The 14,548-nt window shown below is 65.4% G+C and carries 13 protein-coding genes; 2 read left to right on the top strand and 11 right to left on the bottom strand.

The genetic code is table 11. From position 1 onward, the window contains the following. Positions 1-88: 88 nt before the first annotated feature. Positions 89-910 (bottom strand): helix-turn-helix domain-containing protein, encoded by an 822-nt coding sequence (locus AC3A6R_RS17440; RefSeq protein WP_487862054.1) that lies wholly within the window; start codon positions 908-910, stop codon positions 89-91. 218 nt (positions 911-1,128) lie between these two features. On the opposite strand from AC3A6R_RS17440, the gene AC3A6R_RS17435 reads away from it, so the two are divergent. Then, positions 1,129-2,124: a Bug family tripartite tricarboxylate transporter substrate binding protein gene (locus AC3A6R_RS17435; RefSeq protein ID WP_487862053.1), complete on the top strand. Its 996-nt coding sequence runs from the start codon at positions 1,129-1,131 to the stop codon at positions 2,122-2,124. Between the two features lie 5 nt (positions 2,125-2,129). Here the strand turns inward: AC3A6R_RS17435 and AC3A6R_RS17430 are convergent, their stop codons facing one another. The 10 genes from AC3A6R_RS17430 to AC3A6R_RS17385 form a co-directional block, all read right to left on the bottom strand. Continuing rightward, positions 2,130-3,680 carry an acyl-CoA synthetase gene (locus tag AC3A6R_RS17430; RefSeq protein ID WP_487862052.1) on the bottom strand — a complete coding sequence of 517 codons (1,551 nt, stop codon included), beginning with the start codon at positions 3,678-3,680 and terminating at the stop codon, positions 2,130-2,132. A 2-nt stretch (positions 3,681-3,682) separates the two neighbouring features. Continuing rightward, positions 3,683-4,834, bottom strand: a complete 1,152-nt coding sequence (locus tag AC3A6R_RS17425) for a thiolase C-terminal domain-containing protein (protein WP_487862051.1) — start codon at positions 4,832-4,834, stop codon at positions 3,683-3,685. Continuing rightward, a complete protein-coding gene (locus tag AC3A6R_RS17420; RefSeq protein ID WP_487862050.1) occupies positions 4,831-5,247 on the bottom strand; it encodes a Zn-ribbon domain-containing OB-fold protein in 417 nt (138 codons plus the stop codon). The genes AC3A6R_RS17425 and AC3A6R_RS17420 overlap by 4 nt, the downstream gene beginning before the upstream one ends. After that, positions 5,244-6,107, bottom strand: coding sequence for a MaoC/PaaZ C-terminal domain-containing protein (locus AC3A6R_RS17415; RefSeq protein ID WP_487862049.1), 864 nt, complete (start codon positions 6,105-6,107; stop codon positions 5,244-5,246). Before AC3A6R_RS17415 ends, AC3A6R_RS17420 begins: the two co-directional genes overlap by 4 nt. 9 nt (positions 6,108-6,116) lie before the next feature. Continuing rightward, on the bottom strand, positions 6,117-7,034 hold the full coding sequence (locus AC3A6R_RS17410) for an SDR family NAD(P)-dependent oxidoreductase (RefSeq protein ID WP_487862048.1): 918 nt from the start codon (positions 7,032-7,034) through the stop codon (positions 6,117-6,119). 135 nt (positions 7,035-7,169) lie between these two features. Continuing rightward, positions 7,170-8,138 carry a Bug family tripartite tricarboxylate transporter substrate binding protein gene (locus AC3A6R_RS17405; protein ID WP_487862047.1) on the bottom strand — a complete coding sequence of 323 codons (969 nt, stop codon included), beginning with the start codon at positions 8,136-8,138 and terminating at the stop codon, positions 7,170-7,172. 41 nt (positions 8,139-8,179) lie between these two features. Beyond that, on the bottom strand, positions 8,180-9,277 hold the full coding sequence (locus AC3A6R_RS17400; RefSeq protein ID WP_487862046.1) for an alcohol dehydrogenase catalytic domain-containing protein: 1,098 nt from the start codon (positions 9,275-9,277) through the stop codon (positions 8,180-8,182). Between the two features lie 5 nt (positions 9,278-9,282). Continuing rightward, positions 9,283-10,707: an aldehyde dehydrogenase family protein gene (locus AC3A6R_RS17395; RefSeq protein WP_487862045.1), complete on the bottom strand. Its 1,425-nt coding sequence runs from the start codon at positions 10,705-10,707 to the stop codon at positions 9,283-9,285. Position 10,708: 1 nt separating this feature from the next. Continuing rightward, positions 10,709-11,977: a cytochrome P450 family protein gene (locus tag AC3A6R_RS17390; protein ID WP_487862044.1), complete on the bottom strand. Its 1,269-nt coding sequence runs from the start codon at positions 11,975-11,977 to the stop codon at positions 10,709-10,711. 154 nt (positions 11,978-12,131) lie between these two features. Next, complete coding sequence (locus tag AC3A6R_RS17385) at positions 12,132-12,593, bottom strand: cupin domain-containing protein (RefSeq protein WP_487862043.1); 462 nt, start codon at positions 12,591-12,593, stop codon at positions 12,132-12,134. 273 nt (positions 12,594-12,866) lie between these two features. Here AC3A6R_RS17385 and AC3A6R_RS17380 point away from each other — a divergent pair, with 273 nt between their 5' ends. Then, the gene (locus tag AC3A6R_RS17380; RefSeq protein WP_487865051.1) at positions 12,867-14,522 is read left to right on the top strand and encodes an HAL/PAL/TAL family ammonia-lyase; all 1,656 of its coding nucleotides are present in this window, start codon (positions 12,867-12,869) and stop codon (positions 14,520-14,522) included. Positions 14,523-14,548: the final 26 nt, after the last annotated feature.

Genomic DNA, 14,548 nt, shown 5'->3' with positions numbered 1-14,548 from the left:
CTCTCCGGCCGGCATTTCACAATGGGACGGCGCGCCAGTTGGCATTGGAGGCTTCGATGGTGGATTCATGCTGGTATGGATGAGTTTGCTAGGGATGAGTCGCCGTCGCTCGCGGCGTCGACGGCGGTGCTATGGAGCCCGGTTCCCGAGGGATGGGCGACGACACCAGTTGCTCGATTCTCTTGACCACATGCTGGGCATCGGCCAAGTACGTCGAGATGGCCTTCTTGACCGAAACGACGGAGCTCATCATCACGATGGTCCAGTAAATAGTGCATTGCTCGCCCGCGCAGATCGGCAGGGAAATGGAGCACGTGCGCGGGACCAGCCCGCCTTCACGGAAGCCGCAACCCAGCAGTCCGGCGTCGCGGATGAGGCTGTTCAGTTCGTTCGACGGCCAGCGCTCGGCGTTGGGGCTGCAGCCCATGTCCAGGGAAGCGCGGATCCAGCACTGCCGCTCCTCCATCGGCATGGAGGCGAGATAGGCTCGCCCTGGGGAACTCGATGCCAGCGGGTGGCGCTTGCCAATCCTGGGATAGCCCAGCGCCCTTGGCGAGCGGAAGATGGCGCGAGTCACCATGGCACCGTCGTCGCGGACGTGGAGGAATGACGGCCAGCAGATGTGATCGCTGAACTCCTTGATCAGCGGCTTGGCAACCTCGAGGATATGAGCGCTCGGCGCGAAGCCGCTGGACAGATCCGTCACCTGGGCCGTCAGGCTGTAGACGTCGGTGACTTCGTCGCGAACGACATAGCCGGCCTGCATCAAGGTTTCGAGCACCCGGTAGACCGTCGGCCGCGGCAAGGACGCGGCCCGGCTCAGTTCGAGCGCGGTGACGTAGTTCCTGATGTTCAGTGCCTTGAGTACTTCCAGGCCGCGCAGGAAGCTTCGGATCGTTGCATCACTCATTCCATGCCTCCGTGGGCAAAGTGTTTCTTTCGTGTCCGGACGATTTTGATTCAAACTGAGACGAGTGTCTATCAGGCGGGCACTTATGACAAACCCTGCATCCCTTGCCGCCGTGCGGGCCGGGCTGTCCGTGAGGCGGACAGTTCAAACGCCCCCGGTCGATGCCGATACATCCCTCCTAGCATGTATCGACGACCAACTCTGCACCGCAGCACACCATGACATCTGCCATCACGAAAAAAAAACTTGGGGTCGGCCTGTTCAAGGCCGCGACTGCGTTGCTGATGGCGTGGTCCACGGCGGCCGTGGCGTTGGAGGCCAACGCACCTGTCCGGCTTGTCGTCGGCTTCGGCGGCAGCGCCGAGGGGATCGTGCGACTGCTCGCCCCCCGGATCAGCGAGGCGCTGGGCGGCCAACCGGTCGTGGTGGAGCCGATGACGGCCGCGGCAGGGATGGTCGCGGCCAGGACCGTCGCGCGCTCGGCGCCGAACGGCCACACGATCCTGGTGGTCGGCAGCAATGCAATGATGTTCCGGCCGCTCACGATGCGCAGTCCGCCCTACGATCCGGTCAAGGACTTCACGCCGATCTCGCGGCTGACGGTGAGCGCGTTCAGTATCGCGGTCAATCCAAGGCTCGGGATCAGGAACTTCGCCGACTTCGTTGCGTTCGCCAAGCGCAGTCCGGTGCCCGTCACGCTGGGCATGTCGGGCTCGCCGTCGATCAACGATCTGAACCGGATCTTGATCGAGCAGGCCATTCCGGGCGTCAAGCTTGTCAGCGTTGCGTACAAGGAAGAGGGGCAGGCCGTCGTGGACGCCATCGCGGGTCACATCAACGGAGCCATCATCTCCACCAGCAACCTGGCGGGTGCCGCAAAGGAAGGGAAGCTGACGCCGATCGCGATCCTGGCGGACGAGCGCCGCTACCCCTTCGAGGACATTCCCGCGATCGGTGAAGTCGTGCCGGGCATGCGGCCCTTCAGTCTGCTGACTGGGTTCTGGGGACCCGCCGGCATGCCCGAGCCTGTACTCGCACGGCTCAACCAGGCCATCGTCCAGGCGCTCGGCGACAAGGACACGAACGAGCGCATCCGGACCATGTGGGGTTCGTTGGTGCGCCCGACCACGCCCGAGCAGTTGCAGTCCATCGTCACGGGAGAGATCGATCGTGTGCGCGAATCCTTGCGCACGCTCGACTTCAAGCCGGAGTAGGGGCTTCAGCCAACCAGGCTGCGCCCCGCCCAGTACGGATCCCGCAGTTCCTTCTTCATGAGCTTGCCCATCGGCGTCCTCGGGAGCTTGTCCACGAATTCGACCGACCGGGGCACCATGTACCGGGCCAAGCGGCTCTTGCAATGCCCGATCAGGTCCTCCGCCAGCGCCGCAGAGGGCGCATGCCCTTTGGAGAGCTCGACGATGGCCTTGACTTCCTCGCCCATCTCGTCGCTCGGAACACCGATCACGGCAGCGTCCACCACCGACGGGTGCTCGATGAGCACGTCTTCGATCGCCTGGGGATAGATGTTGACTCCTCCCGAGATGATCGTGAACGCCTTCCGGTCGGTGAGGTAGAGATAGCCATCGGCATCGACGACGCCGACATCGCCGCCCGTCACCCAGTTCATGTGGTCGGGGTGCCGTGCCGCCTGGGTCTTCTCGGGATCGTTGAGGTACTCGGGAAGCATGCCGGGCCGTCCGACGAAATACACCAGCCCGACCTGTCCTGCGGCGGCCGGCGATCCGTCTTCCCGGCACACCTTCACGCGCGCGGGGTCCGCCAGTCCCACGGAGCCAGGGTGCAGGAGCCACTCCTCGCAGCTGATCGAAGTGATGCCTGCGCTGTCCGTGCCGCCGTAGTACTCGTGGACGATGGGGCCCCACCAGTCGATCATCCGTCGCTTCACGTCGATCGGACAAGGCGCCGCGGCGTGCACCGCCACCCGATGGGAGGAAAGGTCGAACCCGCTGCGGATCTCCGGGTCCAGTTTCAGCATCCTGACGAACATCGTCGGCACCCACTGCGAGTGCGTCACCCGGTAGCGTTCGATCAAGGCGAGGGCGCCTTGCGCATCGAACTTGTCCATCATGACGATTGTTCCGCCCGCCATGTGCACCGCACGGCAGAAACGCAGCGGCGCACCGTGATACAGAGGCGCTGGCGAGAGGTAGACAGTGTTGTGGTCGAAGCCGTAGAGCGCGCCGGTCTCGCCCCAGCCCGGCCATGTGTCGGAGGCCGGCATGTCGGGTGCCGGCCGCAGCACGCCCCTGGGTTTGCCGGTCGTGCCGGACGTGTAGGACATGACGGTGCCCATCCGCTCCTCGTTCAGCGGCGAGGCGCTGAACGCCGCGATGGCCGCCTCATACCCGTCCCAACCCGGCAGCGATCCGCCTGCGACGAGCCGGATCGCGCAGCCCGGGATCCGATCGCCCAGCGCCTGCGCGGCATCCGCCTGCTGGACCGTGGTGAAGACCGCCTTGGCGCCGCAGTCATTGATCACGTAGGCCAGTTCCTCGGCAGTGAAGTAGCGGTTCACCGGCACGGCACAAAACCCCGACCGCAGCGCCGCCCAGATCAGGGCCATGTAGGAGAGATGGTTCTCCATATAGATGGCGATGCGGTCGCCCCGGCGCAGCCCGCGTGCGTGCAGCAGGCGCGCCACCCGGATGGACTCCGCGTCCAGCTGCCCGTACGTCATGCTGACGCCAGTCCGCGCATGAATGATTGCCGGCTTGTCTGCCGCTGCCTTGGCTTGGGTTCCGATGTACACGGCTATTCTCGTGTTGGTTGGCTGCCCAGGACGATGGTCCCGGCCGTTGCGAACATGCCCCCGACGCCGTGGCACATGGAGACGTTCACAACCCCTTGCTGCGCGGGGGCGGTGCCTCGCACCTGCCGGACGCTCTCCTGCAGCGCGAACATGCCGTACATGCCCGAATGCGTATAGCAGAGGCCGCCGCCATTGGTGTTGACGGGCAGCCTGCCTCCCGGCGACGTGTGTCCTTGCGCGATGAATGCAGCAGCCTCGCCGGGTGCGCAGAAACCGAGGTCCTCGAGGCCGTACAGCGGAAGGTGGGCAAAGGCGTCGTAGATCATCAGGTGATCAACGTCCTTGTGGGCGATGCCGGCGCTCTCTAGGGCGGCCCTGCCGGAATCGCGGAAGGCGCGGGAGCTCGTGAGGTCCGCCATCTGGCTGACCATCGGGGATTCGGCGCTTTCGCCGGTGCCGCACACATAGACCGGCTTGCCCGAAAAGTCGGCCGCCCGATGCGCCGCCACCAGCACCAGGGCGCCCCCGCCGTCGGTGAGCGGGCAACACATCGGCAGCGTGAACGGATACGCGATGACCTTCGCGGCAAGGACCTCGTCGACGCTCATGGGCTCCTTGAGCAGCGCACGTGGGTTGAGGGCCGCCCATTTGCGCTGTGCGACGACGACCTGCGCGAGCGCCGCGGTCGTGAGGCCGTGCTGTTTCAGGTACCGCAGGACCGGCACGGTGAACATGGTCGACGATGAGATCGCGCCGAAGGGCGCTTCGAACTGGCCTGCCAGCGAACCGGGCGGGGGAGGCCAGGGCAATGGGCTGCCCGCCACCTTGGATTTGCCGCTTTCCGCATGGACGATGAGCACCGTCTTGCACAGCCCCGCGGAGATCGCGGCCGCCGCGTGGCGCACGTGGAGCATGAAGGAACAGCCGCCGACCGCAGTGCCGTCAAGCCAGGCCGGACGTACGCCCAGGTAGTGGGCAAGCAGGACCGGGGACTCTCCTGCGGTCGCGATGCCGTCCACGTCGCGGGCCGTCATGCCGGCGTCGGCCAGCGCCCGCAGCGCCGCGTCGGCGGCCAGTCCGATCTGGGACTGGTCGGGGATGTGGCCCAGGCGCTCCGTCTCGGAGGCGCCGATGATTGCCGTTCCCCGTGTCATTCTTCGCCCGCAGGTTCGAACAGCGGCAGCGTGATGTCGGCCGTCTGGCGGACGAACACCACGCGAAGCGGCATGTCCAGCTTCAGGTGCTCCGGCGTCTGCGGGCAGTTGATCACATTGCACATCAGCGTGGGGCCTTCCTCGAGCCGCACGATCGCGACCGAGTAGGGCGCCTCGATGCCGGGTGCAGGCCTTGCGCTGATCACATAGCTGAGGAGCGTCGCCGCGCCGCTTGCCCGATGCACGCTCACGTTTCGCGAGTTGCAGGCCGGACAGAACGCGCGCGGAGGGAAGTAGACGTCGCCGCAGTCGGCGCAGCGCTGCAGCAGCAACTGCCCCTGGGCCGTCCCATGCCAGAAGTGCGCCGTCTCGGGCGTGGGGCGCGGCAGCAGTCGTTCGTTGGCATCCGTCATTGCGGCTCCAGCAAGGCAAGCTCGCCGGCATCGAGCACCGTCACGTTGCGGTCTTCAGCGATACAGCGGAAGCGGTACTCCCGGTGTCCAGCCCGGTAGAACTGGGTCCGCAGCCGCTCACCCGGGTAGATGGGGCTTGCGTAGCGAGCCCGGACGCGAGCGATCCGATCGGCATCGCCATCGCACACGGTGCGGATCGCTGCCGCGCCCGCGTAGCCCAATGTGCAGAGTCCATGCAGGATCGGCTTCGGGAAGCCTGCGCGATGTGCCACCTCCGGATCGACATGCAGCGTGTTCCGGTCCCCGTTGAGCCGGTAGAGCTGGGCTGCGTTGACAGGCACCTGGACCGTCTCTTCGGCATCCGCGATGCCGTCGGGAATCCATGCCGCCTTGCCTGGCCGATCGGGACCGGCCGCGGCTTCGACCCCCGCGCTTGGAAAGACGAAGCATCCCCCCACGGTAGCCATGTGATGGCCGCCGTCCGACCGCAGGATGCGCTGCTCGAAGTAGATGGACACACTCTTGCCCGGACCGCGATCGACGACCTGCGTGATGCGGCCGTGCACGACGACGGCGCAGGCCGCAGGCAGCGGATGGTGGACCTCGAGGCTGCTCTCGCCATGCAGCATCCGGCGAACGTCGATGCCGTTCTCCGGATCGCGAAGCCAGGGCAACTGGTGTGCAAGCACCATGGCGAACATCGGCGTGCACTTCAACTTCTCATCGAACACGTACTCGAGTTCTGCGTCGGACGGCGCCCCCATGCCGATGCTCAGCGCATAGAGCGCGACGTCCTTCCGGTCATACGCAACGGGAACCTGCAACGGCGGCAGGGCCCGGATTCGTTCCAGGTTCAGCATCGCCGTGCGTCAGATCGGGTCCCAGCAGACCACATCGCGATGCGATTGAACCGGCAGGAAGTCGTTGCGGAATGAAGGCAGCATCGTGGCCGCGATGCTTTGCGGATCCCATCCGTCCGCCTTGTGGACCGATCGGACGATCCGGGGCTGGCTGAAAAGATAGATCTCGTTGCCTCGCGCACCGAAGACCTGGCCGGACACGTCCTTGGCCAGGTCGCTTGCCAGGAACACCGACAAGGGGGCGATCTGCTCGGCCTTCATCGTCTCCTTCTGCTTGCGCATGCGCTCGCCGTGCTCGGCGTCGCGGATCGGAACCGACTCCAGCAGCTGACTCCAGGCCCACGGCGCGATGACGTTGGACCGCACGCCGAAGCGCGCCATGTCCAGTGCGATCCCGGTCGACAGGCCCACCACACCCATCTTGGCGGCTGCATAGTTCACCTGCCCCACGTTGCCGATGAGCGCCGATGACGAACTGAAGTGGACGTAGCAGCCGGCGTTCTGCTGCTTGAAGAAGGGGGCCGCCGCACGCGAAACGTTGTAGTAGCCGTAGAGGTGCACCTTGACTACCGCATCCCATTCGGCGTCGCTCATGTTGAAGAACATCCGGTCTCGCAGGATGCCGGCATTGTTGACGACGCAGTCGATGCGTCCATAGGTGTCCATCGCCCGAGCGATGATGCGGCTAGCCGCGGCGGGGTCGGAGATGTCCTCGCAGGATGCGACGGCTTTCCCGCCGCCGGCGACGATGTCCTCGACGACACGGTCGGCAAGCGAGGCCATGCTCCCATCGTCGCCGTTGGCCTTCGCGATATCCGCAACCACCACACAAGCGCCGGCGGCAGCGGCTTGGGTCGCAATCGCGCGGCCGATCCCCTGGCCGGCACCGGTGACCACGACGACTTTGTTATCCAGGGTCTTGTTCATACGATCTAGTTCGGGTTCCGTGGAGATGAAGGATTTGAAGCGTAGGCCCCATCTGCGTTGGGTGCGATGCGCGTCGCGCACGTGTTCGGTCCGCGGACAGATCGCCACCCTGGCGGGGGCGGAATGCCCCGCCTGCTACTCGACCTTGATGTTCGCCTTGGCGATCACCTCACGGAAGTGCTGCTGCTCGAGGCGAAGGAACTGGGCGAACTGTTCGGAAGTCTTGCCGCCTACTTCGCTGCCGTCCCGGGTATAGAACGCCACGTAGTCCGGGCGCCTCGCGGCGTCGGCGAAGGTGCGGTTCAGAAGCCCCATCACGTCTGGCGGGATCCCGGATGGCGCGAAGAGGCCGGTCCAGGCCGTGGCGACGATGCTGCCCAGGCCTGCTTCGGAGAAGGTCGGCAACTCGGGTGCGATCGGGATGCGCTTACCTGCCGCCACGGCGAGCGCGCGGAGCTTGCCGGACTTGACGTGCTGTTCGCATGCGCCCCACACAGTCAAGCCGACCTGGATGTGCCCGGCGATGAGATCGATGATGTCCGCTCCCGGGGAGCGATACGGGACTTCGTTCATCACAAGCCCGGTTTCGATCTTCAAGCGCTCGCCGGTGATCTGGAGAAAGCTTGCCGGGCCGCCGGAACCGTAGCTCAGCGCGTTGGGGCTGGCCTTGCCGTACGCGACGAGTTCGCGGCCATTCCGGGCCGGTACCGACGGGTTGACCAGGAGCACCAGCGGGCCCTGTGAGAGATCAGTGAGCGGCAGCAGGTTCTGGAAGATGCGGGCGCCTTCCGAAGGCCGCACGGCGTCGTTCACTGTCAGGCTGACCGTGGCATTCAGCAGGGTGTGTCCGTCGTGCGGCGCCCGCATGACTTCCTGTGCAGCGATCACGCCATTGGCGCCTGGCCGGTTGTCCACGATCACGGCGTACTTGAGCAGCTCCGAGACCGTGGGCGCGATCCGGCGCAACGCCACATCGGCCGGCCCGCCGGGAACGGATGACGTGACCACGCGGATCGGCTTCGACGGGAAGGCCGCGGACTGCGCCCATGCTCCGCAGGCGAGAGTTGAAGATGTGGCCAGAAGCCAGTCGCGCCGGTTCACCATGTCGGACCTCCTAATGAATGTTGCAGTTGGAAAGAGATCGCCTAGATGGCCAGCACCGTGCGGATGCCGTCGCCATTGCGCAGGTCGCGCAGTGCGTCGTTTACTTCGTGCAAGGGCCGTTCCTTCGTGACGAGCTTGCCGAGGTTCAGAGCGCCTTCGCAGCACAAGCGGAAATACCGGGGCAGATCACGCTGCGCGTGGCTGTTGCCGAGGTAGGACCCCTTGACCTGCAATTGCCGCAGCACCATGTCGAGGGCGCCGACCGACACCGGCTCGGAGGGCTTCGCGACGCCGATCATCACGATGGTTCCACCCTTGCGGACCACCGCCGCGGACAGGGCCAGGGTCTCGGGGCTACAGACGCCGTCGAACACGAAGTCGAACCCGATGCCGCCGGTCAGGTCCAGGCAGCGCCGGCGGCATGGATCGCCCGCGCTGTCCAGGATGTGGTGCGCGCCGAAGTCCGTCGCATGCAGGCGGCGGCCCTCATGCCGGTCCATGCCGACGGCAAGCCGCGCGCCTGCCACGCGAAGTGCCTGGATCGTCGAAAGGCCGACGGCGCCGAGGCCGATCACGGCTGCCGTCGCGTCCTGCGGAACCGCTGCCACGTTGGCGACCGACCCCATGCCCGTTTGCACCGCGCAGCCCATCGTCGCGGCATGGGCGAGCGGGATCGCGTCGGGCACCGGGACCACGCCGGTGCGCTCCACCAGGACGTACTCGGCAAAGGCGCCCAGCCGGAGGCCCCGCGTGAGCGGAACGCCATGCAGCCACAGCCGTGCGTCGCTGCCCGCCGGGCCCGATGTGCGCGAGCTCTCCGCCGCGGCGCACAGGACGGGTTGGTTGCGCAGGCAGAAGTAGCAGGTGCCGCACGCGGGCTTCATCGAGACGACGACCCGCTGCCCCAGCGCCAGATCATCGACGCCGGCGCCGAGCTGCGCGATGGTGCCGGAGGCCTCGTGGCCGAGCACGGCGGGAATCGGGTACGCCACCTTGCCGTCCGCAAGCGCCAGGTCCGTGCTGCAGACGCCGCAGTGCCTGATCCGCACCAGCACTTCACCCGCGCGGGGATCGTCGATCTCCACCTCGTCGACCATCCGCAGGGGTTGGCCCGGCTGCTCGAGGATGGCCGCCTTCATCGTTCTCATGCGACAGCCCCCACCGGCCGGTGCAGCAGCTTGCGCACCAGGAATTCATCGCAGCCCCATTCCCCGAACTCGTAGCCGAGACCGCTGTCCTTCATGCCGCCGAAGGGGATCGATGGCTCCGGCGGCGTCGCATGCTGGTTCACGAACAGGTTCACCGCGTCGAGCCGGCCGACCACCGCAGCCGCCCGTTCGACGTCCGAGGACCAGACCGAGCCCCCGAGCCCGAACTCGGAATGGTTGGCCATGGCGACGGCTTCGTCCTCGTCGTCGAACGGCAGGATCGGCAGCGCGGGGCCGAACTGTTCTTCGCGGACGAGCCGGCTGCTGTGCGGCATATCGACCACGATGGCCGGCCGAATGAAATGTCCCGGCCACTCCAGCGGCGACGTGCCGCCTGCGACGATTCGACCACCCGCGGCGACTGCGTCGTAGAGCAGCGCCTTCACATGATCGAATTGCCGGCGGTTGTTCAACGGCCCCATCTGCACATCGGCCAGCAGGCCCGGGCCGAGCCGCCAGCCATTGGCCAGCGCGGCCATCTTCTCCACCAGCGGTTCATGGAGGCGCCGATGCACGTAGAGCCGCTTCACGGCGCAGCACACCTGCCCGGCATTCATGAAGGCGCGCTCGAACAAGGGTGCGGCGCATGCGTCGATGTCGGCGTCCTCCAGCACGATCGCCGCGTCGTTGCCGCCCAGTTCGAGCGTGAGTCGCTTCAGCGTCGCTGCCGCGCTCGCCATGATCGTCCTTCCGGTGGGGGTCGAACCGGTGAAGGAGATCTTCGCAACGCCCGGGTGGCTGACGATCGCTGCACCGACCTCGGCGCCACCGCTGACGGTGTTCATCACGCCCGCCGGCAGGCAACCGGCGAAGAGCTTCGCGATCGCAAGCGTGGTAAGGGGCGTCGTCGGCGCGGGCTTGACGACGACCGTGTTGCCCGCCCAGAGCGCCGGCCCCAGCTTCATGGTCAGCAGCACGATCGGGAAGTTCCACGGGACCACGAGTCCGACGACACCCACGGGCGCACTCACGGCCAGCACGGTCCGGCCGGCCTCGCGCAGGATCACTTCGCTTGCCCGGGGCGCCTTCGCAGCGAAGTACGCCAAGTGCGCTTGCGCGGACTGCAGCTCGCGCCTCGCGGCCGGCAGCGGCTTGCCCTGTTCCCGGCTGAGCAGGATGGCCAAAGCTTCCAGGTCGGCGCCCAGCACATCGGAGCAGCGTTGGAGCGCGTTGGCACGCGCGACAGGATCGCGCGCCCAGGCGGCCAATGCGGACGCAGCCGAGACGACGGCATCGTCGACGTCGGCTTTCGTGCTGCCGGGCGCGTGGGCGATGGGGGTCAGGTACGCAGGATCCTCGACCACGTACCAGTCTCCACTGGCGGCATCGTGTCCGCCGCAGATGTTGAAGCGGCGCTCCATCTCAGATTTTGACCTGCGGGCGGCTGCCGAGGCGCACCGGCAGCGACCGCGTTCCCCGGATCACTGTGCCCAGCCAGGGAATGTCTTCCGGGCTGCAGCCGAGTTCGACCTCGGGGAACGCCTGGAGGAAACGTCCGACCGCGGTTTGCGCTTCCAGTCGTGCCAGATGCGAGCCGACGCAGAAATGTATTCCGCTTCCGAAAGCCATGTGCTGCTTGATCTTGCGGCGGATGTCGAACTTGTCCGGTTCCTCGAACCTCAGGGGATCGCGGTTGAGGGCCGCCAGGACCACCTGAACGATGCTGTTCTCCGGGATCACCGAGTTCCCGATCATCACGTCGGCCGTGGTGACGCGGAAGGTGGTGTAGGGCACGGGACCGTCGTACCGCAGCGTTTCCTCCAATGCATTCCTCAGCAATGAACGGTCCTGCACGAGCAGTTGCTTCTGCTCAGGATTCAGCATCAGGTGCAAAAGCGCATTGCCGATCAGCCCGACCGTCGTCTCGTGGCCCGCGATCAGGAGCAGGTACGCCATGCTCTTGGCTTCTTGGAGCGTGAGCGCATTCGACGCATGGCGCGCAGCCATCATGGCGCTGAGCAAGTCCGGCTGCTCGTCGGGCTGGGAGCCTTCGGCCACCGCATCGCTCTTCGACTGGATGAGGTTCGCAAGGTACGCCTGCAGCAGCCCGATGGAGCCCGTCTGTTCGGCGTGGCCGGGCGTCATGGCCCACTCAGCCCATTGCCTGAAGTTCGTGCGGTCGCCCTCTGGAACGCCGAGGATCGTGCAGATGGTGGTGATGCCGATCGGGTAGGCGAAATCGCCGATGAGATCCACCTCGGAACGACCGCTCATCTGCGCGATCAGTCGATCAACCAGCTGCTCCACGCTGTCCCTGACCTGCTCGAGCCGCCGCGGCGTGAATGCAAGCATGACCAGCGAGCGCAGGCGCGTGTGGTCGGGCGGATCGGAATTCAGCAGATTGCCCGGCACCGTGCCACCGATGGGCGAGCCCGCGCCCGGCCCGCTGCGCCCCTGCGCGGTGATGGCCCTGTGCAGATGCTCCGAACCCTTTGCCACGTCGGGATGGGTCATTGTTTGGAGCGCTTCCGCCCACCGCGTGACCAGGTAGACCTCGGTGCCCACAGGGGTCTTGACCCGCACCACGGGACCTCGGTCCGCAAGCTTGGCGTACTCGGGAAACGGATTGAGCGTCGATGGAAGGGGCGGCAGTTCGACGATCTCGCCCTTGGAATCTCGTGCTATGTGCATGGTGGGCCTGCGTGGTTGGCGTTGAAATGGAGCGGACCGGAAAGCGATGCAGATCTGGTGCTCTCTCGATGCTAGAGGCGCATCCTCGCGCGCAAGGCGCAACGCAGGATTTGTCCGCGCCGTGGACAGCCGTTAGGCTCTGGTGGCTGCACAGCTATCGTTTGGGCTGCCCCATCTCATCGACGTCTGTCGTCACGCTGGGGCCGATCCCGATGATCTGCAGTTCCACTTCCTCATCCTTGGCGCCATCGAAGTGGATCTTGTTCCCATGGCGAACCACGAGACTTCCTGCGGGAACTGGAAAGGTCGCGTCCTTGCTGCCCGACGGACCGGCGCCAACCCACCAGGTGCCTTTGAGCACAAGGATGTATCGGGTCTCCCTATGGAAGTGAGGGGGGCTCATGAAGCCAGGAGGGAACTTCACACGGGCGACGTAGGACTCCGGTTGTGTCGGATCGCCGGCCAGCAATGCGATGGGGAAGTTCGGGCCGAAACGGCTGGGAACGTATTTGATATCCGCAGCACGGACAATCTGCATGACGTCTGCGGGCGGATCCGCCAGAGCGTTGCCAGCAGAGAACCAACCGAGGGCGATCATCGCGTAGCGGAAGTTCACGGCTTCTCCTCGGGTCTGAATCAGGCGGTATTCGGCGGCCAATGTGAGCGCATTGGCAGGACAAGAAGTACTGAGTCAGCGTACGCCGCGGGGCCTCGCACGGGCTCAAGATTCCCGCGCATGTTCGGTGTGCGGACACATCTGGCGTCTTCCGGAGCAAGGCATCAGTTCAGCCACGCGGGCGCGTACATGCGCGCCCCTGCAGCGACGAAGTCACCGCGGGTTGAACCCGTGAAGTTTCATAGATAATATATGCTTTTAACTGGGCAGCCTATGAACACCGAACATGCTCCTGTCATCCTCGATGGAAAAGGCCTGACTCCCGCGTCGCTGATCGCCGTCGCACGAGAGCACCAACGGCTCGAGTTGGACAAAGAGTGCAGGAGAGCGCTTGCCCAGGCGCGCGAGTACATAGAGACAAACTGGCTGACTGACGCGGCGCCCCTCATGTATGCCTTCAATACCGGCGTTGGCTCGCTCAAGAGCCTGCGGATCGGGGCGAAGGATGTTGTCGCTTTCCAGACGAACCTGATTCGGTCGCACTCGGCTTCCACAGGTGAGTTGATGCCCAAGGAGGTCGTTCGGGCGATGATGGTCTTGCGAGTGAATGCCTTTGCAAGCAATCACTCCGGCGTTCGACTTGCGATGGTCGACCGCTTGGTCGACATGCTCAACCACGGCATCACGCCGATCGTCGCATCGAAAGGCAGCGTCGGTGCGAGTGGTGATCTTGCACCGCTGGCGCTGATGGCGGGGGCGATGATGGGAATGCCCGAGAGCAAGGTCGAATACGAGGGCGAGGTGCTCTCAGCGGCCGCTGCGTTCGAGCGAGCGGGCCTTGCGCCGACCCTGGACGTGCAGGCCAAGGACGCGACGGCGCTGATCAACGGGGCAACTGCTTCCCTGGCCTACGCGGTGCTTGCAGCGCATGACGCCCGCGCTCTGCTTTCAACTGCAACGGTCTCGCTTGCTCTTTCGCTCGAGGCTTTGCGCGCGGATGTCGCGTGCTTCCAGGATCGCGTCATGCTGGCGCGGCCCCACAAAGGCCAACGGCGTGTGGCCGCGTCCATCCGCAAGCTCATCGAGAGTTCGGCGCGCTGTACGGAACCGGCGCGGCAGATCGTTCTATGGGGAACGCCGAATGCCGAGAAGTCGGCAGTCGGTCTGCCGCAGAAGCCGCCTCTGTCGCCGAGGATTCAGGACGCGTACTCCCTGCGCTGTGCGCCGCAAGTTCATGGGCCCGTTCTGGACGCTCTCGACTACATCGACGGCATTCTCCAGACGGAGATGAACAGCGCGACCGACAACCCTCTTATCTTTCCGGAAGAAGATGCTTACGAGATCATCTCCGCGGGTCATTTCCACGGCCAGTACATCGCACAGGCCATGGACTTGCTCGCTCTGGTCGTTACTGATCTCGGTGCCATCTGCGATCGCCGCAGCGCGCGCTTGATTGATCCGGCTTGCAACTTCGGATTGCCTGCCAATTTGATTGCGGAGCGTCCTGGCGTGAATTCCGGATTCCCGACTGTGCAAAGCATGGGAACCGGTCTGGTTCTTGAGAACATGGGCCTGTGCAGTCCTGCCAGCGCGACCAGCTTGCCTGCAAAAGGCAACACCGAGGATCACATCAGCAACTCGTGCTTCGCTGCCCGGCGAAGCCGCACGGTGGTCGAGAATGCGCAAGCGGTCGTCACGGTCGAACTGCTTCTGGCTGCGCAAGCCCTCGATCTGAGCGAGCGCAACCTGAAGCAATTTTCGCTGGGGATCGGTAGCCAGGCCGCGCTCAAGGCCATACGAGCGGTCGTACCGGCAACGCTGGGCGAGGACCGCTGGGTCCATGATGACCTGGACTCGCTCAAGAAGGCCGTCGTCGACGGTTCGATACTCGCCGCGGTCGAGGCCAGAGTGGGCTCGCTGGGTCTGTAGCCGGCAATACGAAAGCAATTCATCCC

It is taken from the genome of Variovorax sp. Soil_C_19 (assembly GCF_057657255.1).
Note: the sequence above shows the minus strand (reverse complement) of the source record. Positions and strands in the feature narration are given on the sequence as shown.